The 20,161-nt window shown below is 56.6% G+C and carries 16 protein-coding genes; 6 read left to right on the top strand and 10 right to left on the bottom strand.

Annotated elements, in window-relative coordinates; genetic code table 11:
• Window positions 1-19: 19 nt before the first annotated feature.
• From AC3WQH_RS06165 to AC3WQH_RS06135, 7 genes are all read right to left on the bottom strand, one after another.
• Window positions 20-787 carry an electron transfer flavoprotein subunit beta/FixA family protein gene (locus AC3WQH_RS06165; RefSeq protein ID WP_005829229.1) on the bottom strand — a complete coding sequence of 256 codons (768 nt, stop codon included), beginning with the start codon at window positions 785-787 and terminating at the stop codon, window positions 20-22.
• 54 nt (window positions 788-841) lie between these two features.
• Window positions 842-1,615, bottom strand: a complete 774-nt coding sequence (locus AC3WQH_RS06160) for an enoyl-CoA hydratase (protein WP_005829231.1) — start codon at window positions 1,613-1,615, stop codon at window positions 842-844.
• Between the two features lie 117 nt (window positions 1,616-1,732).
• Window positions 1,733-2,323 (bottom strand): fatty acid metabolism transcriptional regulator FadR, encoded by a 591-nt coding sequence (gene fadR / locus AC3WQH_RS06155; RefSeq protein ID WP_005829233.1) that lies wholly within the window; start codon window positions 2,321-2,323, stop codon window positions 1,733-1,735.
• A 205-nt stretch (window positions 2,324-2,528) separates the two neighbouring features.
• Complete coding sequence (locus tag AC3WQH_RS06150; protein ID WP_007776675.1) at window positions 2,529-4,229, bottom strand: AMP-binding protein; 1,701 nt, start codon at window positions 4,227-4,229, stop codon at window positions 2,529-2,531.
• A gap of 213 nt (window positions 4,230-4,442) precedes the next feature.
• The gene (locus tag AC3WQH_RS06145) at window positions 4,443-5,438 is read right to left on the bottom strand and encodes an LCP family protein (RefSeq protein WP_005829236.1); all 996 of its coding nucleotides are present in this window, start codon (window positions 5,436-5,438) and stop codon (window positions 4,443-4,445) included.
• 139 nt (window positions 5,439-5,577) lie between these two features.
• Complete coding sequence (locus tag AC3WQH_RS06140) at window positions 5,578-6,753, bottom strand: thiolase family protein (RefSeq protein WP_025844136.1); 1,176 nt, start codon at window positions 6,751-6,753, stop codon at window positions 5,578-5,580.
• Between the two features lie 38 nt (window positions 6,754-6,791).
• On the bottom strand, window positions 6,792-7,739 hold the full coding sequence (locus AC3WQH_RS06135) for a 50S ribosomal protein L11 methyltransferase (protein ID WP_005829239.1): 948 nt from the start codon (window positions 7,737-7,739) through the stop codon (window positions 6,792-6,794).
• Window positions 7,740-8,201: 462 nt separating this feature from the next.
• Here AC3WQH_RS06135 and csaB point away from each other — a divergent pair, with 462 nt between their 5' ends.
• On the top strand, window positions 8,202-9,299 hold the full coding sequence (gene csaB, locus AC3WQH_RS06130; protein WP_005829241.1) for a polysaccharide pyruvyl transferase CsaB: 1,098 nt from the start codon (window positions 8,202-8,204) through the stop codon (window positions 9,297-9,299).
• A 27-nt stretch (window positions 9,300-9,326) separates the two neighbouring features.
• Complete coding sequence (locus AC3WQH_RS06125; RefSeq protein ID WP_005829242.1) at window positions 9,327-10,184, top strand: class I SAM-dependent methyltransferase; 858 nt, start codon at window positions 9,327-9,329, stop codon at window positions 10,182-10,184.
• A gap of 41 nt (window positions 10,185-10,225) precedes the next feature.
• Here AC3WQH_RS06125 and AC3WQH_RS06120 read toward each other — a convergent pair whose 3' ends face one another.
• Window positions 10,226-11,863 carry a polysaccharide biosynthesis protein gene (locus tag AC3WQH_RS06120; RefSeq protein WP_005829244.1) on the bottom strand — a complete coding sequence of 546 codons (1,638 nt, stop codon included), beginning with the start codon at window positions 11,861-11,863 and terminating at the stop codon, window positions 10,226-10,228.
• A gap of 431 nt (window positions 11,864-12,294) precedes the next feature.
• Between AC3WQH_RS06120 and AC3WQH_RS06115 the strand changes: the two genes are divergently transcribed.
• The gene (locus tag AC3WQH_RS06115; RefSeq protein WP_492331945.1) at window positions 12,295-13,428 is read left to right on the top strand and encodes a phenylacetate--CoA ligase family protein; all 1,134 of its coding nucleotides are present in this window, start codon (window positions 12,295-12,297) and stop codon (window positions 13,426-13,428) included.
• Here AC3WQH_RS06115 and murJ read toward each other — a convergent pair.
• Window positions 13,403-14,929, bottom strand: a complete 1,527-nt coding sequence (murJ, locus tag AC3WQH_RS06110) for a murein biosynthesis integral membrane protein MurJ (protein ID WP_005829246.1) — start codon at window positions 14,927-14,929, stop codon at window positions 13,403-13,405. The two genes, AC3WQH_RS06115 and murJ, sit on opposite strands and share 26 nt — an antisense overlap.
• Before the next feature lie 254 nt (window positions 14,930-15,183).
• Here murJ and AC3WQH_RS06105 point away from each other — a divergent pair, with 254 nt between their 5' ends.
• The 3 genes from AC3WQH_RS06105 to AC3WQH_RS06095 are packed head-to-tail and all read left to right on the top strand — an operon-like array spanning window position 15,184 to window position 18,890.
• Window positions 15,184-16,446, top strand: a complete 1,263-nt coding sequence (locus AC3WQH_RS06105) for an O-antigen ligase family protein (protein ID WP_122952549.1) — start codon at window positions 15,184-15,186, stop codon at window positions 16,444-16,446.
• A 4-nt stretch (window positions 16,447-16,450) separates the two neighbouring features.
• On the top strand, window positions 16,451-18,079 hold the full coding sequence (locus AC3WQH_RS06100; protein ID WP_005829249.1) for a DMT family transporter: 1,629 nt from the start codon (window positions 16,451-16,453) through the stop codon (window positions 18,077-18,079).
• Window positions 18,072-18,890: a hypothetical protein gene (locus AC3WQH_RS06095; RefSeq protein ID WP_007776647.1), complete on the top strand. Its 819-nt coding sequence runs from the start codon at window positions 18,072-18,074 to the stop codon at window positions 18,888-18,890. Before AC3WQH_RS06100 ends, AC3WQH_RS06095 begins: the two co-directional genes overlap by 8 nt.
• 102 nt (window positions 18,891-18,992) lie before the next feature.
• Here the strand turns inward: AC3WQH_RS06095 and AC3WQH_RS06090 are convergent, their stop codons facing one another.
• Window positions 18,993-20,150, bottom strand: a complete 1,158-nt coding sequence (locus AC3WQH_RS06090; RefSeq protein WP_007776646.1) for an MFS transporter — start codon at window positions 20,148-20,150, stop codon at window positions 18,993-18,995.
• Window positions 20,151-20,161: the final 11 nt, after the last annotated feature.

Here is a 20,161-nt window from a genome sequence, read left to right as displayed (position 1 = left end):
GATATCCTCTCCCTCTCGCTTAGATCACTTTCGCTTCATTGCGCAACAGTTGCACCAATTCCGACGTCTGGGCTGCCAAATCGCCAGTGAGAATGCGGCCCGCCTGCTTTTTCGCTGGCAAGGTCTGGTCGACGATCTCGGTTTTTGCCTTCACTGCTTCGGCAGTCAGGCCCAAATCGTCTGCGCTGAGTCGCTCCAGCGGCTTTTTCTTCGCTTTCATGATTCCGGGGAGAGAAGGATAGCGCGGCTCGTTCAGCCCTTGCTGTGCGGTAATCAGCACCGGCAGGCTTGTTTCCACGACTTCCAGATCGCCTTCCACGTCGCGCTCTACGCGAACAGTGGTGCCGTCTACTTCCAGCTTCACAGCGGTGGATACGTGGTTGATGCCCAGCTCTTCTGCAAGACGCGGGCCGCCCTGGCCTGCGCCGGAGTCTACCGCCATCTGTCCACCGATGATGATGTCAAACCCGACTTTTTTCGCAACCGCAGCAAGCACTTTTGCCGTTGTGTATTCGTCGCCAAACAAAGACTCGTCATCCACGAGCACAGCTTTGTCCGCTCCCATCGCGAGCGCAGTGCGCAAAGAGCTTTCCACGCGGTCCGGCCCTACGCTTACCACTGTCACTTCGCCGCCGTGCTCCTCCTTGAGCTTGATCGCTTCTTCTACCGCGTACTCATCGTATGGATTGATGATGAACTCCACGCCATCCTCGGAAATTTGCCCGTTTTGGATGACGATTTTTTCTTCTGTGTCAAACGTCTGCTTCAACACAACCACGATATTCATCAGGATGCCTCCTCCTTAATGGTTCCTCGTACTGGTGATGCTGCAATCATCGGGTTACTTGTCTGTAAACTGCGGCGCGCGCTTTTCCAAAAACGCTGCCACGCCTTCCTTCATATCTTCTGACGCAAATGCCTCGCCGAATTTTTTCGCTTCCTGCTCCAGTCCTTCCGCCGAGCCAAGCTGCACGGTGTTGTGGACAGACTCCAGGGCGAGCCTGAGCGTGACAGAGCTTTTTTGGGTGATGGCGTAGGCCAGCTTTTTCGCTTCCGCGAGCAACTGTTCGGCTGGATATACCGCTTCCACGAGTCCGATGCGCAAAGCTTCCTCGCCGCCGATCATCTCAGAGGTGAGAATCAGTTGGGTCGCTTTTCCTCTGCCGACCAGTCGCGGCAAGCGCTGCGTTCCGCCGTAGCCAGGGATGAGTCCCAGATTCAGCTCCGGCAGTCCCAGCTTCGCTTCGACTGCGGCAAAGCGTATATGGCAAGCCATCGCAAGTTCCAGTCCGCCACCCAGGCAAGCGCCGTTAATGGCTGCGATAATGGGCTTCGGGAATGTCTCCAGTCGGTCGAACAACGCTTGGCCTCTCCTCGCCATCGCTTCCGCTTCAGCAGGGGCCAATTGGGTAAATTCCTTGATATCGGCTCCCGCAATGAAAAACCGGCCTTCTCCAGTCAAGACAATCGCTTTGACTTCCGCGTTGTTTTCCAACTGGTTCAAAAGTTCACTCAATTCATCGAGCACCGCTCTACCCAGTGCGTTAGCGGGCGGGTTGCTGATCGTCACGACAGCGACGCGATCAGCGATCTCTACATTCCAATGCGAATCCATGCCTCTCCCCCCAAACTAATCCCTATGAACAAACAGGCTATTTATCCCTTCTGAGCGAACGCTCAGTCTTGCTGTTTCCATTGTAACAAACGTTTTCGCACAAAAAAAGCTTTTCTTTCATTCTTTTCCCTTCATACCGAACAGGAAGAGGTTATGAATGGAATCAACATGAGAGACAAGATCGTACTTGCACTGCTTCATGACCCAAGATGTCGTCACTTCATCCAGCGTGCCAAAAATCATTTTCCTCGTCATCCTGACGTCCAGATCCGGCCGGAACACCGCTTGCTCTATCCCTTCCCGGATGATTTCTTCGATCAGGTTGAAATATTGCTTCATCACGTTGCCGATGCCTTCGCTGATGACCGGATTGGCCTGGCGCAGCTCAATCTGCGTAACTTTTGCCAAATCGTGGTCTTTGGCCAACTGGCTCAAGTGGGCATGCACGAGGACGTACAATTTTTGCTCGATGGATGTCGCTTCGAAAATCCGTTTGCGGTTTTTGTCCACGAACTGACCCATCTTCTCGTTGAACAACGAAATCAGGATATCATCCTTGTTTTCAAAATAGAGGTATATGGTGCCGTCTGCTACCTTCGCCTCTTTTGCAATCTTGGATACCTGGGCGCTGTAATAGCCTTGTCTGGCGATTACCCGTACAGCAGCATCAATAATGGCTTGATACTTTTCCCCCGTTTTTTTTGCCATAATAACCTCCATCTTTACTCGCAATGATGATAAGACAATTTCCGAAATGAATGATTATTCATTCATAAAATCAGTTTAATACAGGAACCCGGCGCTGTCAATTGCCCGGCGTGAACATGAATGACGGCGACAGCCTGTCCCGTGCAAGCTCACAAAAATGGCCGCTTCCTCAAAGGGACGCGAGCCGAACGGCAGCATCTGTGCGTCAGCTTGTTTTGATCTCGTCCTGTGCTTCCTGGCGAGCTTTGTCTTCTTCCTGCAACTGCCTGCGCAGCACTTTGCCCACCATCGTCTTGGGCAGTTCTGTGCGAAACTCGTACTTTCGCGGAATTTTGTAGGCGGCGAGCTTCTTGCGGCAATGCGCTTCGAGTTCTTCCTCGCTCGCCTGCTTGCCGTCCTTGAAGACGATGAACGCCTTTACCGTCTCGCCGCGATACGGGTCCGGAACGCCGATGACAGCCGCCTCCTGGATGGACGGATGCTCGAACAGCACTTCCTCCACCTCGCGCGGATAAATGTTGAAGCCTCCTGCGATTATCATGTCCTTTTTGCGGTCGACGATGTAGAAGTAGCCGTTTTCGTCCATGTACCCTACGTCACCCGTCAGCAGCCAGCCATCCTTCAAGACCGCGGCTGTCTCCTCCGGGCGGTTCCAGTAGCCGAGCATGACCTGCGGCCCTTTGACCGCCAGCTCGCCGACCTCGCCCTGCGGCAGCTCTTCTCCTGTGACCGTGTCGAGGATGCGACAGTCCGTATCCGGCCAAGGCATGCCGATGCTGCCGGTAATGCTTTTTTCCCAGATCGGGTTGGAGTGGGTCACTGGCGATGCTTCCGTCAGGCCGTAGCCTTCCACGAGCTTGCCTCCTGTCAGTTCCTCGAACTTGACCTTGACCTCGACGGGAAGCGGCGCCGAACCGCTGACACACGCCTCGATCGAAGACAGGTCGTGGTTTTTCCGGTCGGGGTGATTAATCAGGGCGATGTACATCGTCGGCGCGCCGGGGAACAAGGTCGGCTTGCGCTTGTCGATCATCTCGAAAATTTGTTTGACCTCGAACTTCGGCACGAGGATGATTTCTGCGGCAATGCAAATGCCTTTGTTCATCACTGTCGTCATGCCGTAGACGTGAAAGAGCGGAAGCACGCCCAAAATTCGCTCGCCGCCTCTGCGCAGCTTGTAGAGGACAGCCTGGCACTGCATCGCATTGGCGATCAGATTGGCATGCGTCAGCATGACGCCTTTGGCTACCCCTGTCGTGCCGCCCGTGTACTGGAGCAGGGCGATGTCCTGTTCCGGGTCGATTGGCACATGGACAGGGGTGACAGCGCTTTCTTTTACGGCGGAAAGAAAAGGCTCAACATCTGCGCTGTATGTAACCTGCGGAGTTTGCCCCTGTTTTTTCTGAACCAGCGGATACAGCCATTTTTTCAATAAGGGAAGAAAATCGCCAACACTTGTCACAAAAATACGTTTGAGTGGTGTGGACGAGCGGACTTGCGCTACGCGCTTGTACAGCAAATCCAGCGTGATGATCGTCTCTGCGCCGGAGTCTTCCAGTTGGTGAATCAGCTCGCGCTCCGTGTAGAGCGGGTTCGTCATCACTACGATCGCGCCTGCAAACAGCGCGCCGTAATAGCTGATGACGGCTTGCGGGGTATTCGGCAGCATGATCGCCACACGGTCGCCTTTTTGCACGCCCCGTTTGACCAGCGCGTTGGCAAATCGGTAAGACAGTTCCAAAAGCTCCCGGTACGAAATCGTCTTGCCCATGAAGTAAATCGCGTTGTTGTCCGGGTACGATGCAGCCGACTGCACGAGAAATTGCGTCAGCGGAATACGGGGGTAATCCAGTGACGGTGCAGTTTCGGACGGGTAATTGGCAATCCAAGGCTTGGCATTTGACATAGTCATTCCCTCCATCCCTTCAATGGCCTTGCCCCTCCCCTATGATCGTCATTCATAATCTCTTCCTTATTGCTATTGTATTCGAAAGATAGTTAATTTTCCAATTAAAAATGTTTTTGGATAAGAAAACGTGGCTTCGCCAAATAGATTGGCGAAGCCTTCGTCGTCCCGTTCAAGCGGAGTATGTCTGTTTTCAGCGCCTTCCCTCGTTCGTCACGGCTGCAGCGCCGCGAGCACCTGCTGGCGAACCCGCTCGCGCTCCGCTGTCGGCACGAGATGATACCAGCCTACGATGCCGTTGTGCCAGATGCGCTCGTCCTGCCCGACCAGCGTATCGGTCTTGATTTTGTTCCGCGTCCCGTCGCCGTAGCTCAACAGCAGCGAAGCGATTTCCTGATCGGTCAGATCGGTTTTGACGTGCTGGCCCAAAATCTCCATCAGCTTGAACGCCTTCGTGTACATTTGCGCCGAAGTGCCCTTTTGCGCCAGGGCGGCCAAAATCTCCTGCTGGCGGTTGATCCGCTGGTAGTCGCTGTCTTCTTTGCCCAGATCGCTTTTGCGGTAGCGCGCGTAACCCAGCGCCTGTTCGCCGGACAGCACCTGCAAGCCTGGCATCAGGTCAATGTACGTGTCGTCGCTCGGGTCGCTGTACTTCATCCGCTTTTTGACGTCGATCGAGACGCCGCCCAACTCGTCGACGATTTTGCGGAAGCCTTCGAAGTCCACAGAGACGTAGCGGTCGATCTTGATATCGAGAAATGTTTCCAGCGTCTCCTTGACCAGCTTCGGTCCGCCAAAAGCCATCGCATGATTCACTTTGTCATGGCCTTTGCCGGGCAGCTCCATGTAGCTGTCCCGCGGAATCGAGATGAGGTAGGCGGACTGCTTCGCGGGATGAACGGCGGCGAGCATCAGCGTGTCAGACCGCGCTTTTTCCCCGTCCCGGCTGTCCACACCGAGCAGCATGACGACGAACGGCTTCAACGGCTCGCTGCCCGTCAACAGGTCGCGCGGCGGCGGCAAAGTGGCAGCCGCCTGCTTGGCCCCGCCTTTTGCCTGTCCGTCGAGGGGCGCGTACCATTTTTCCGTCATCTGCTTATATTGATAGGCACTGTAGCCGATCGCAACGAGCGCTCCGGCCAGCAGGCAGGAAAACAGGTGAAACGCGATCTGTTTTTTGTATTGCTTCAAAAATGAAAAAAATGCCATAAAAAAAGCCTCCCCCTTTGCAAGCACAGCCGCTGCCTTTTTCTACTGCTTCAAGAGGCAGGGCTTGCTTCCATTTTTAACAGGGGAGACTTGATTTAAACGTGCTTCGTGCGCGCGGCAACAGAAAACGCTTTTGCTGCTACGCCCGCTCGACGACCATCGCCATGCCCATGCCGCCGCCAACACACAGTGTCGCCAATCCGCGCTTGAGCTGGCGGCGCTTCAGTTCGTGCAGCAAGGTCACGACGATCCGGCATCCGGTGGAGCCGACAGGATGGCCGAGCGAGATTCCGCTGCCGTTTACGTTGGTGATCTCGCGCGGCAGCTCGAGCAGCTTTTCGACAGCGAGGTATTGGGCGGCGAACGCCTCGTTCACCTCGATCAGCTCCATGTCGGCCAGCGTCATGCCCGCCTTCGCCAACGCCTTTTTCACAGCGGGCACCGGGCCGTAGCCCATCAGGTCCGGCTCTACTCCGGCTGTCGCCCACGAGACGATTCTGCCGAGCGGCTCGATACCAAGCTCCTTCGCTTTGGCTTCCCGCATCAGCACGACAGCGGAAGCTCCATCGTTCAGCCCGGAAGCGTTGCCCGCCGTCACGGTGCCATCCTCGCGAAAGCCTGGCTTCAGCTTGGCGAGGCTCTCCATCGTCACGCCGCGTCTCGGGAACTCGTCTTCCGTGACGACGACCTCTCCGGTGCGTTTTTTGATCGGCACGCCGATGATTTCCTCCGCAAACAGCCCATTGTCGATTGCCCGGATCGCGTTGTGCTGGCTGCGCATGGCGATTTCGTCCTGCTCCTCGCGGCTGATGTTGTACAAGTCGGCCAGACGCTCGGCTGTCTCGCCCATCAAAATCTGGTGATGCGGGTCCGTCAAAAGCTCCCACATCGCATCAGTCATTTCCCCGTGCATGAGCCTGCGGCCCCATCTGGCGTTTTTCAACACGTAAGGAGCGTTGCTCATGCTCTCTGTGCCCCCTGCGATCACCACTTCGTTTTCGCCGAGCAAAATTTGCGACGCGCCGCTGGCAATCGCCTGCATCCCGGACGCGCACTGACGCTGCACAGTAAAGCCCGTCACTTCCTTGCCCAGCCCCGCGTCAATAGCCGCGACTCTGGCGATGTTCGGTTCATCTGTGCGCTGGATGCAGTTGCCCAAAATAACCTCGTCGATCTGTGATGCTTCCAGGCCCGCTCTCGCCATGACGCCGCGAATGGCCACCTCCGCCAGCTTGCGAGCGCTTACATCTTTTAAGACACCGCCAAACGTACCGATTGGCGTACGTCCGGCAGCAGCAATGACGACATGCTCCATTTCTTTCCCCTCCACTGTCATGATTGTTTTTTATGTTCTCACACAGTAGTTACAAAATGGTTCACAGCCGTATTCTTCATCAACACCGTCACCCACTCGTCCGAATGGCGCTCGGTTTCCTTCTGAAAGCCCGCCTCCTCGAATGCCGCGAGCACGGCCTCCCGATTCCAGTCTACGATCCCGGAGAGAATAATTTGCCCGCCCGGTGCGATTCGTTCGCGAATCAGCGGAAGCATGGAGACGTTCTCGTCCCCTCCGATGTTGACCAAAATCAGATCAGCCTGCGGCGGGAGCTGGGCCGCGACCTCTGCGTCGGAAGCGTCGCCGATCACGACGCGAACCGCGTCCTCTGGCAGCTCGTTGTTCGCCGCGTTGACTTGCACCTGATACTCGCTCTCCGGGTTGATATCAACGGCCCAGACCGGATGCTGCGCACCGTTGCGCGCACTGAACAGGGAGAGGATGCCCGAGCCTGTCCCGATGTCGAAAACGACTTTGCCCGTCAGATCCATCTCTTGCAATAGCAAAAGAATATCCTGCGTCGTCCCGTGATAGCCGGTGCCAAACGCCGCCCCCGGATCAATCCACAGCACATGCTCGGCGTCGGCCAGCAACTGCGGGTCCGTCCAGCTAGGCGCCACCCACCAGTTGCCGACCCGCACCTCACGAAACTCGTCCTTCCACGACTCGTTTTCTTCGGCTACCTGCTCGACTTCCTTGACCTGCACCTGGCCGTTCCAGCGGGAAATGTACGCCTGAAGCCGCGCGACATGCTCCTCTTCGCTATCCTGCTTCGGCTCAAACAAGTACGCCACGACAGGCCCTTCCGTATTTTCCGCGTAATCATAGCCGTTTTCCGTCGTCAAAATTTCGATCTGCGGCTCGACCCAGCCGAGCGTGTACGGGCTGCCCAACACTTCCGCCACAAATAAATCCTCTGTCATTTGCTCTACCAACAAGGTGTATTTCAACCACATGCTTTCCATGATGAATCTTGCTCCTTCCAGGTTGCTTTCGCCACATGGCAGTTGACTTGCCCGTTCCCGGCAACGCCGTACCGCTATTGCATCTGCTGTTGGCAAGTTTGCTAGGGAACATGGTATGATAGTAGAATGGACTATTTTACTGCAGGGAGGCTTGCCATGTTTGACGAATTTTTTTACCGACGCCGGAAAAACAAAGGATTGCTCGTCGTGATGATTGCCTTGATCCTGCTCGGCATCGGCATGTTTGCGATGGGGTTCTTTTATCTGTTCGTGTAAGGCGCCCATCCCGATTGTTCGCGCGCGCTTTCATTATACCCTATGAAAACCAGCTAGCCCAAGGTCTATCGCGAAAAGCCGGACGCCAAGTTTTGTACCGGGGTCGCTTTACTTCCTCTTGTTTACTCGATTATACTTGAGAATGTATTTTTCCTGTACGTTTGATATAGAAAGAAGGTTCACTCCATGTCGCGAATTCTCATCTCCGGGTACTACGGCTTTAACAATGCCGGAGACGATGTGGTCCTGTACGGCATCATCAGCTCTCTTACGCGGGAACAACCAAATATCTCTCTCGCCGTTCTGTCCAATCAACCTGATCGGACTGCGGAATTGTTCGGGATTGAAGCTTATGACCGCTGGAGCTTTGGAACCATCGTCCGTGAGCTTTCGCGCAGCGACATGCTAGTGATGGGCGGCGGAACGCTGATGCAGGACGTGACCAGTCCGCGCAGTGTTCTCTACTATTTGGGCATCGTCACCATCGCCAAGCTTCTCCGCAAGCCCGTGGTCTTTTACGCTCAAGGGTTTGGCCCTATTCTCAAATCACTCAGCCGCCAGGTCATCAAACGCGTAGTGAACCGGGTTGATGTCATTACCGTGCGAGACTATGAATCGGGAGAAGACTTCAAGGCGTGCGGCGTCAAAAAAGCGCCGATCCATGTCACAGCAGATCCTGCCCTGACGATCTCCCCTGACGATATACCGGATGCGCGCGGAAAAGAACTGCTTCAAGGCATGTTCGCCGACCCTGCCAAGCCTTTGGTAGCGATCTCCGTGCGGGACTGGAAGCAGGAACAGGCGTTCAAGCGGACCATCGCCAAAGCGGCGGACTGGTTTGTCTTGCGCGGCTGGAATGTCCTGTTTCTCCCGATGCACGTTCCCAGCGATTTGGCGCCATCCAAAGAAATCATGGCACAGATGACCCAGACAGGAGCACGTCTACTCGATGCGCCCGTTACTTTTCACGATATCATGTCTGTTTTGAAACAGTGCGACTACGTCGTCGGCATGCGCCTGCACTCGCTCATTCTCGCCTGCATGCTGCGCATTCCGTTTATCGGCATCTCCTACGATCCGAAAATCGACCGCTTTGTCGAGCGCGCCGGGATGCCGAATGCAGGCCACATCACGAAGCTGGACGAGACTCAGCTTCTCGCGCTGCTGGCCGAGAAAATCGACAAGCTCGACGCCGAGATTGAGGTCGTGACCGCGCATTCCCGCACGCTTGCGGTAGAAGCGGCCAAAAGCAGCGAGCTGGTTCTTCAGGCGCTGCGAAAATAAGGCTTTACAGGAAAGGAGGACGCGCTTATGTCCTTTTCTTCGCAAGTATTGCTCGGATTAAACCGGCTTTTCCCGCTCCCCGTTCACCCGTTCAACCTGGCGAACAACGGGGAGATGAGCTATACCGAATGGCAGTTTCAAAAAGGGGACCAGACGATTCAGTTTTTCCTCCCCTTCCACTCCCAAGAGCAAATGTTCAGCGACAAAACGGTGCTGGACATCGGCTGTGGCGGCGGCGGCAAAACATGTTACTACGCCACCTTCGGCCCGAAAAAGATGATCGGGATTGACATCGTTCCGCACTACGCCGAGGAAGGCAATGCCTTTGCCCGGGAAAAGGGGCTCGCTGACGTCGTTTCCTTCATGACAGGCGACGCTGCCCGCACGGATTTTGCCGACAACACGTTTGACACGATCATCATGAACGACGCGATGGAGCACGTGGGCGAGCCGGAAAAGACGCTGGAAGAGTGCTTCCGCATCTTAAAGCCCGGCGGACACTTGTACATCAACTTCCCGCCGTACTATCACCCGTACGGTGCGCATTTGTCGGACGCGATCGGCATTCCGTGGGTGCACGCCCTCTTTTCCGAACAGGCGCTGATCGACGCCTACAAAAAGCTGGTGCGCGATTTGCCGGACGGTTCTGACCGCATCTCGTTCCGCTTTGACAAACGGCCAGATGGCAGCGAGACGATCTCCTACATCAACCGGATGACGATCAAGCGTTTCCGCAACATTCAAAAAGGCGTGAAGCATCCTGCCGTCTACGAGCGCGAGATTCCGCTGCGCAACCAGCTTAAGGGCTTGGCAAACGTGCCTGGCTTCCGCGAGTTTTTCGTCAAAATGGTCGTCTGCGTGTATCAAAAATCCCCTTCCTCCTGATGTGGAGAAAGGGGATTTTCTTTTGCCCAGCCAAACTTGCGTTATTGCGCCTTCGACGACGCCTGTTTCTTGCGGATGAGGTTGATAAAGGCGCGCAGCTTGGCCCCGCCAGGCAGCCAGTCCAGCTCCTTGTCCTCGATCAGCGGGATCAACAGCAGCAGGCCCAAATAGACGACCAGTCCCACGCCTACGCCCGTAACCGTTTCGATGGCGCCAAGCAGGCGAACTTTTTCCTTGCCCGCGAGCAGCAGGCCAACGGCTTCGGTCGCGCCCCATGCGAGCAGCAGCATCAGGTTGGCGACGAGCAGCGGATAAATCGTATCAAAGCGCCAGTGGATCGGCACCTGCACGAGCTTGCTGATGACCCGCATGTTGAGAATGCAGACAAACGCGGTCGCGCACAGCCACGACAAGGACAGCCCGTCCATGCCGAACATGGAGGTGAACACGAGTGTCGTTGCGACCTTGACGATCACGCCGTACAAGAGATGGCGCGCAGGAATTTTCTCTTTGCCGATCCCTTGCAAAATGCCGTTGGTCGCAAGTAGCAGCGAGAGCGGAATCGCGCTGATGCCCAGAATCGCCATCGCCCGCGTCCCTTCCATGTCGCCGTAGAGCGCCAGGTTGGCCCCTTCGGCTACGGCTGTCAGTCCAAGCCCAGCCGGCAGGCCGATCAGCCAGGCGAAGCGCAGCGACAGCTTGGTCAAGGTCGTGACGCGCTCCTGGTCTTTTTGCCGCTTGGCTTCCGCAATCGCAGGAACGATCGAGAGCGCAATGGAGGAGCCGAACAAACTCGCCATTTGCAAAAGCGGGCCGCCCCGGCTGTAAATGCCGAACCACGTATCCGCCGTCAAGCCGTCTACATTCCATATGTAGCGGAAAATATTGATCGCCAGAAACGAATCGGTCAAGCTGAAAATCGGAATGACGAGCGCGCTGACGCAGATCGGCCAGGCGATTCGCCACATGGAGCCGAAAAACGCGCGATCGTACCACCAGTCAAGACGTCCCCACTTTGCGTGTGCAAACACGGAGTTTTTCCGGTTGTGCAGCCACATGAGCAGCGCGAGAAAGCCGAGGCTGAGCAGCGTGCTAATCATCGTCCCGAAGTTGACGCCCGTAATGACCGTATCGGTGTCCTCTCCCAGCCTGACCAGGTAGAGCGAAGCGACCAGAATGAAAATCACCCGCAACGTCTGCTCCACGATCTGCGACAGACCGACGTACAGCATTTTTTGATGGCCGTAAAAGAAGCCGCGAATGACGGCAATCAGCGGCACGAACAGCAAGGACAGCGAAATGGCCCGGATCGGCTCGATCAGATGCGGGTTGCCCATCAGCTTGGCAATCAGCGGCGAGCTGACGTACAAAATCGCGAACAGTACAATCCCGATCCCGCCCATCATCACCATGCTCCGCGCCAAAATCTGCCCGACAGAGCCTTGCTTGCCCTCGGCGAGCGCCTCGGCAATGACCCGCGACAGCGCGACTGGCACACCTGCCGTCGCCAAAATGAGGAAAGTCAGGTAGAGCGGGTACACCTCCTGATAGAGTCCAAGACCGTTGTCCCCGACGATCTCCTGCAGAGGGATGCGGTAAAACATCCCGATTACTTTTGACAAAATTCCCGCGATGGCCAGAATCAGCGCCCCTGCGAGAAAGTGACTTTTTTTCAACATGGGTAACTCCTTTTTGCGTCGCTTTGACTTGGGGGCTGGCTATCGCCATGAACCCACCCTCTATCCTACTATCATTTCCTCCTTCCAGCAAACAGGTATATCGATGGAATTTGGCTGGAATACTGGTGAAAAACAGATTCCATTGACTTCTTCGAATCGTCTGATGGGAAGCGTAGGAGGAATAAGGATAGCCCTAACGGGTTTTTTGATTCGCCAAGTACAGTGGCCCTTGATGGAGGTACTGAAGGAAAACCGCACGCGCCCGTACATGCGAAAGCTGCAAGCCGCCCAGCATTTGTCCAGGGAGGTGCTGGCAAGCCGCCAGCGCGAAAAGCTGCAAAGGCTGCTCGATCACGCTGTCCGGCACGTGCCGGCCTACGCCGACTACACTGAGGTCTGGAGCGAGTATCGGGAAGCGCCGGAACGCTTAATTGCAAAAGCTTGCGCCCCTCGACAAGACGCGTTTTCGGCGCAATCCCGACGCGTACTTGAGCAGCGGGATTCGAACCGACAAGCTGATCCAAAACCGCACGGGCGGCTCTACCGGGGAACCGACCCGCTTCTACCACGACCGTCCGGCTGTCGAACATTACGAGGCGGCACGCTGGCTGGGCCTCTCGTGGCACGGCATCCAGATCGGCGACCCGTGTGTCATGCTCTGGGGCTCGCCGCTGGAGCTTAACCAGCAGCAGGCCAGGCAATATCGCTGGAAGGAGCGCTGGCTGAAAAACCGCTTGCTGCTCTCCGCCTACGAATTGGACGAACGCCGTCTGGATACGCAATTGAAGCTCATCAGACGGTTCCGCCCTGCCTATTTGTACGGCTACGCCTCGGCTCTGTACACGCTCGCGCAAATGATGCTGCAAAGAGGCACGACGCTCGGCATCCCGCTCAAAGCGGTCGTCTCCACGGCGGAGAGCTTGCACGAGCATCAGCGCCAGGCGATCGCAGCCGCCTTCGCAGCGCCTGTCGTCAACGAGTACGGCGCGCGCGACGGCGGGATTATCGCCTACCAATGCCCTGCCGGAAACATGCACGCCTTTTCCGAAAACAGCTATTTGGAAGTGGTCGATCCGCTCACGCACATTCCCGTGTTTCCCGGTGTTCCCGGCGCCCTGCTCGTCACGGATTTGCACAACAAAGCGATGCCGCGCCTGCGCTATCAACTGGGCGATGTCGTCGCGCTCTCTGCGAAAACGTGCTCGTGCGACATTTCGTTTCCGCTGCTCGAAGCGATCGACGGCAGGGAGGACGACATGTTCATCTCCCAGCACGGGCAGTACGTGCACGGCCACTACTTCAACCACATCGTCCGCAACCTGGACAGCTTTCGCACCTTCCAGATCGTCCAGCACGAGCCGCAGCGGCTAAGCCTGAAACTCGTGAAGGAGCCGGACCGCTTTTTGCCCGCCGATGAAGCGAAGCTTTTGGCGGGAATCCGCTCCGCGCTGGGCGAAGTGAGCGTGCAGGTGTCATACGTCGACCACATCCCGCCTACCGGCTCGGGAAAAATTCGCTACGCGATCCGCGAATGTCCGCTTACGAGCGTCCTGCCGCCGGAGTAGAGCGCTTCCTGACCTTTTGCAACAGCTCGGAGACGAGCGGCTCGCGCAGGAGCGCCATCACGGCCACGTAGACTAATGCGCCGCCTGCAATGCCGATCGGCACATACAGCCAGACGGACAGAAGCGACAGCCACGGGTCGACGAGCACAATCGCCGCGCCCATGATCGCGCAGGCCAAAAGCGTCCTGGCTGCCGTTTTGAGAAAACTCGCCCGGACAGGGCTGCCTACCGCCCTCCAGAGCAGGACGAACAGCAAGAGCGCCTGACAGATGGCGGATACCGCATTCGCCAGCGCGATGCCGCCGTGTCCCAAGAGCGGGATCAACAGCCAGTTGGCCAGCACGTACACACCAATTCCGATCGCCCCGATAATGACGGGCGTCTTGGTGTTTTCCAGAGCGTAAAAAGCGCGGGTGAGCAAATCGCGCGCTGCCAGGAAGTACAGCCCCAGGCCGTAAAACGGCAACGCCCAGGCCGTCAAGGCAACCGAGTGCTCATCGAATGCGCCGCGCTCAAAGGCGAGCCGCACGACTGGCTCTGCGTACAGGGCAAGTCCGACCGTGACGGGGACGAGCAGGATGAACAGATAGGCAAGTCCTTTTTGCAGGATTTGCTTCATCTCGGCCATCTCTCCCCGTTTCACGTGGCTGGCCAACAGAGGGAACAGCGGCAGCGTAAACGCGCCGACAAAAATCGCCATCGGCATTTGCACGATCTGGTTCGCGTTGGCAAGCGCCGAGACGACGCCCGTTCCTACCCCTTCTGCGAAGCCTCTTTCCATAAAGGTCGTCGCTTGTGCCACGACAGCGCCGATCAAAATCGGGATGACGCGCTCCCCCATTCCTTTTAAGGAAGCGTCGTCACGCCAGGCGAGCGACAAGCGGTGCCGATAGCCAAAGCCGCGCAAGGTCGGCAGCATTACAAGCATCGCCGCCAAATAGCCGATGCTCGTCGCAATCGCTAGGCCCACCGCTCCGTACAGCGGCACGAGCACATACATGCCGGCGATCACGAGCGCTCCGTTTGCTACCGTCCCCAATGTCGGGGTAAAAAAATGCTGGTGCGCATTGCACAGGCTCGACCACAAGCCAGTCAGCCCGATGAAGACGGCGGAAGGCCACATCCATTGCAGCATCTCGGCGGTCAGCGCCAGCTTTTCCCCGGACAGGCCGAACATCGCGGCAAGCTGGTGGGAAAAGACGATGCCCAGCACAGACAGCAGTGCGAATATTCCCAGAATGATCGCAAGCATTTTGTGATACAGCTCGCCAGTCGGCTCTTTTTTTTCAATCAGTCCGCGCATCGTCGGGATCAGCACCGCGTTGATCGCGCCGGGCACGACCAGAAACAGCGTCAGCGGAATCGTGGCGGCGATGTTGAACGCATCCGCCTCCATTCCTGTGCCGTACAGACTGGATACGTACACGCTGCGAAAAAAGCCCAGCAATCTTCCCACGAGAGTCAGCACGACAATCATGGAAGCAATCCTCAACAAACTCATGACCCAATTCTCCTATCTCTCGTTCAAAACTACGGTGTCCGTCGCATCGACAGCAATCGGGCACAGCCTGTTTCTTCGTTCGTAGCAAGATCGAGACGTCTGGTTCCCCAGCTTGTTCCGTCTCAAACACACCTGTTATCATATCTTATTTCTAGCGTTCCTACCAACCTCTTTCCGCCCCAGCTTGCTTGCAGGTTGCCGGATTCATTATAATGGGTAGGTTAATCCCTACCTGTAGGAGGACTACAAACAAAATGAGAGAAACCGTGTTGAAGTGGGGAAGCCAATCAACCACGTGGTTGTATCTGCTGTTGGCCTATCCGGTAATCGACTATGTCTTGCGAAAGATTCTACCGATTCCAGTCGTTTCGTCTTTTTGGGATGAAGCGTTGCTCATCATCCTGATGGTGTTTACGTTCGGCGCCTTTTTGCAAACGAACCGGACCATGCCTGGAATCAAGCATTTGCTCAGTGCGTTTTTCGTCCTCGGCCTCGCCCTGATGGTGACGGACATGGCCAACTGGGAGGCGAGCGTGGAGGGTTTTCGCTCCGTCTACCAGTACATCATCGCCTTTTTGATGGGCTTTTATTTGCTGAAGTCCGCCGATGATCTGGACAAGTTTATGAAAGGACTCGCCCTGATCGGCTTTTTGGCTGCCGTCGTCGGGGTGATGCAAGTCGTGCTCGGAGTCAAAACGCCCGAATCGTGGGTGCAGGAAGGCGAAGCGATCACGACACGCGCCTTTTCGTTCGTCACCAGCCCGAACGTGCTCGGAAGCTACATGGCCTTGATCGCGCCAGTGGCCGCCGGACTGTTCATGAAAGCGACCAGCCCCAAGGAAAAATGGGTGTGGGCGATCGTCACCCTGACGACGTTGCTCGCCCTGTTGTTGACCGGATCGCGCGGAGCCTGGTTTGCGCTGGCTTTCGCTCTGTTCGTCTGCTTTTACATATGGAACAAGCGGATCGCCGGGTATTTGGTGCTCGCGGGCATCATCGGGCTCGTGGCCCTGTTCTTCGTCCCGGAATCGGTTCCGATGGTAGGTACGGTGAAAAACCGCATTTTCACCCTGTTTACCCCTGAATACTTCGAATCGAGCAGCCAGGGCGGACGTGTAGGCCGCTGGGGTGAGGCGTATGACAAAATGCGCATCGAGCCGCTGTTTGGCGTCGGGCTCGGCCATCACGGGGGAGCCGTGGCGTCGAGGCATTTTGGCACGATCTACTCGGACAGCTACTTCTTCAAAAGTCTCGCCGAGTACGGCCTGATCGGGATTATCCTGCTGATCGGCCTGGTCGTCTCCATGCTCAAATACGGAGCCGGGCTTGTTTCCAAGCTGCAAGGCTCGCCGCACTTTTTCTCGGTGCTCGGACTGTTTGGCGGGTTGATTGCGGTCGCGACGCACAACCTCGTGGAAAATATTTTCGAGGTGCCGTTCATGGCCCTCTATTTCTGGCTGTTTGGCGGCTTCCTCTGCGCTCTGTACGTCGACCAAACACAAAACAAAAGGTGGTGAACCTATGCGCCGCAATCCTATTCTCTCTACGATAAGCTGGGCGCTGTACGCCATTGCCCTGTTTTTGATCTACCATTTGCTCGTCAAGCCCGCGTTTCTTGACTTGACGTGGATCGCTTTGCTGATTTTCCTGCCGTTGCTCGCTTTTTGCTACTACGTGATTCATCCGTCTGAACGGCGCCAGGTGCTCGTGTTTACGATCGGCTTTTTGCTGCTGGATCGCGCCCTGACCCGCGTGGACGTCAAAACGACAGCGGCTCTTTTGATCGGTGGCGCGGTTGCCATCATCGTCATTGCCCTGCTCGCCAAATGGTACGGCCGCCTGAACTGGCGCGCAGTCGGCTCGCTCGTGCTGATCGCCGTGCTGGCCAATGTCACATTCAACCGCTATACGCTGACGGCTTTGAGCCATTTTACCGTGCAGTACGAGTCCAGCCGGCTGTATAACGGCGACTGGGTGAACTACTTCCCGATGACGCTGTACGACGTCGACGGCGACGGCAAAATGGAGATCGTCACCTACGGCAACGCCGAGGAACTGCCGTTGCCCGAAAAGACAGAAAAGCCGGAGACAGAGGAAGAGAAACAGGCGTTGGCAGAAAAGCTGCGCCATTTGCAAGCGGAGCCGCTCACGCTCTACATCCTGACCTGGAAAGACGGACAAATGGTGCGGATGCCAAACGAGCAAATCCCGGCAGAAGCCATGACGCGAATCAAGGAAATGCTGCCGACCGACTACCCTGGCTTCCCGTATTACACCATGAAGGACGGGCAACTCGTACCGAACGTGCAGCGTCAGTCGTATTCCGAAGCGATGATGCAGGCGGGCACAACGGCTCACCGCGCCTTTGTGCTCGATCTGAACAACATCGCCAACATGCTGGAACAAAATCAGGGCAGCATGGATGTGCGCCAGGAGCTGGGCCGCAACTACAAAAACTTGCACATCACAAACGGCATGCTGACCGGTACGTATGACGGCAGACCATTTGGCGGCACTACAAAAGCCACCAAGCTGCTTTCGACGATGATGCTGCCGGATGGCCGCGAAGGTCTGATTGTCATTGGCGAGCATTTGAGTGTGCTGGCTGTCGAACCGGACGGCACGCTGACAGAAGCGTACCAGTTGACCCGCAAGCAGGCTGAGCTTGCAACAGGCGAGTTCATCCCTGCCGACATCGACCACGACAAAGTAGACGAGCTGCTCGTAGCAGGCCGCCCTTCGTACATTCTGAAGCCAAAGCCAGACGGTACCTGGGACATTCTCTGGGCGAGCAACGCTCACGACAAAAGCTTCCGCTTCTCCAACTTCGCCGCGGTTGGCAGCGACCAGACGCCGGAGATCATCGCCAAGGCGAGAAGCTGGGTCAGCACGACGGACGCGCCTTACTTGTCCGGCTACGACTACACGCCGGAGGGCCTGAAGCAAAACTGGCGCATTTACTTGCCGCTCATCAACGTCCAGATTGGAGACATCGACGGCGACAAGCAAAACGAAATCATCGCCTCCATGGAAAATACGCACCGCATTCTCGTGTTCAAACAGCACAGCATCCCTGTATTCTGGCTGACCATCGTTCTGTTCGCGGGACTGCTCGTTTACGGAGTCGTAAGGAGGGTTCGCCATGCGTAAACTGACAAAGGCATGGGCATTGCTCGCTGCCATCTGCACAGCCTCCCTGCTCGGCGGCTGCACGTATGAGTCCGGCACGAAGGCATTTGCCACCACCAACTTCGATACGCAGCCCGCGCCGCCGACTACGGCCCAAACCGAATCGGCTGCCGAATGGCTGAAAACCGCTCTGGAAAAAGGGAAAACGGCGGAAGAAGCACAGGCATTCTGGTACAGAGGCCACGTGCTTAACCGTATCCTCGCCCGGACGACGACCAGCATGTTCGACGGAGCCGTCCTCAACGACAAAGGGTACAACGTCGGCACGCGCATCGCCGCACAGCCTTATACGTACTATCGCATCGGCGACAAGCGCTACATCCGCACGAATGATTACTGGGTGACAGCCCCGGATGAGCCGCTCGAATTCGACGTGCTGAAAGGCTTCGAGGACTGGCTGCCGTTCATGGACCGGGCAGTGCAATTGCCGGATGAAAAAGTAATCGGCGTCGTCTGCGTGCCTTTCCAGGTGAAGATGACGGGCGCACAATGGCTAAAAGACAGCCAAAGCCCGCTGTTTGAACCGTTGAAAAAGCTGGTCGGCGACCGCCCTGACCTCGAATATATTTTGAAAGAATCGACAATCAAGGCGACGTTTTGGTACGGCAAGGAAGATCGCCTGATCCACCAGTACGAGACATGGATCATCTTGCCGCTGCCGGAGGCCGGAACGATGGACCAGCAGGTGAAGTTCAACCTGTACAAGTACGGCGACACAGGCGGCATCAACATCAAAGAGCCGGAAGAAGTGGAAAAATATTTGCTGTACTAGGGGCTGGCTTCGCTACAGCCGCTGGCAACAAAAAAGAGCCTGCTGCGAGTAAATTCGCGGCAGGCTCTTTTGTTTGCTGCGCTTCGTCAAGGCGTCGCTCTCTTACAGCCCGAGGCCGCCCGCTGCCTTGCCGGCTCTGGCCAGGATCAGGCTGTAGACGAAGGCGGCTGCCGAGCATATCCCCATCGCCCAGTAGAGCGCCGCCCCTCCGCCTTGCTGGAACAGCCAGCCGCCGACGAGCGAGCCAATGATGCCGGAAATGCCGAAAAACAACACGGCCAGTACTGTTTGCCCTGTCGCCTTCCACTCTTCCGGGATGATTTTGTACAAGTACTGAATCGTAGCTGTGTAAAACAGGACGAACGTGACGCCTTGCGTCAATTGCAAGTAAACGACCCACTCCGCCGAAGGGGCGATTGCACAGAGCACATAGCGGATCGCATACAGCGCGGAGGCGAGCATTATCAGCCTGAGTTCGCTCCAGCGGGCGAGCAGTCTGGCACTGATCGCGAAAAACGCGACCTCGCTCACCGCCGCCAAAAACCACGCTTGCCCGACATCCCCCGTCGTGCCGCCCAGGCTCTGCACGTAGACGCCGAGGAAGCTGTCGTTCGTCCGGTGCGGAGTCGCCGCAATCAGCACGAGCAGAAAGAAGCGCTGCGTTTGCGGATAGAGGAAAAACTGCTTCAACTCCTGCCAGGACAACGACTTGCTGCTGGCAGGCGCATCCTGCATGACGAGCGCGCATGCGTAGGCAAACACGCCGTAGCCGACAAACAGCCAGACGAGCTGCCCCATCCCCAGCCGATCGAGCGTCCAGCCGATGAACAGCGACGCCGTTGCGTAGCCGACTGCGCCAAACGTGCGGATCGAGCCGAAGCTTGTGCCGTGCAGTTCGGCAATCCGGTAGTTGAGGCTCTCGGTCAACGGATCGGTCGGCAGCAGGAAAAAATACATCGCGCCGACCAGCAAAAACAGCGCGAAAAACGAAGCCGAGGTGAACAGCAGGACTCCTGCCGCGATGGACAGACCTAAGGTCAACAGGATGATCCGCCTGATCGTCTTGTAGCGGTCGCTCATCATCCCCCAAAACGGCTGGGACAATATGCCGATAAACGAACCTGCCCCGATCAGTACGCCGATTTGCGCCGGCGTGATGCCGCGATAAGTCAAATAGACGGGCAAAAACGAAATGAAAATGGACAACAGGGAAAAATAAAAGAAATTGTACGCCCGCAAGCTCAGTATGGCAGTATTCACGTTCCACCTCA

This window comes from Brevibacillus sp. FW301-21C12A (genome assembly GCF_058788915.1).
This window is presented reverse-complemented; position numbering and strand designations above follow the sequence as displayed.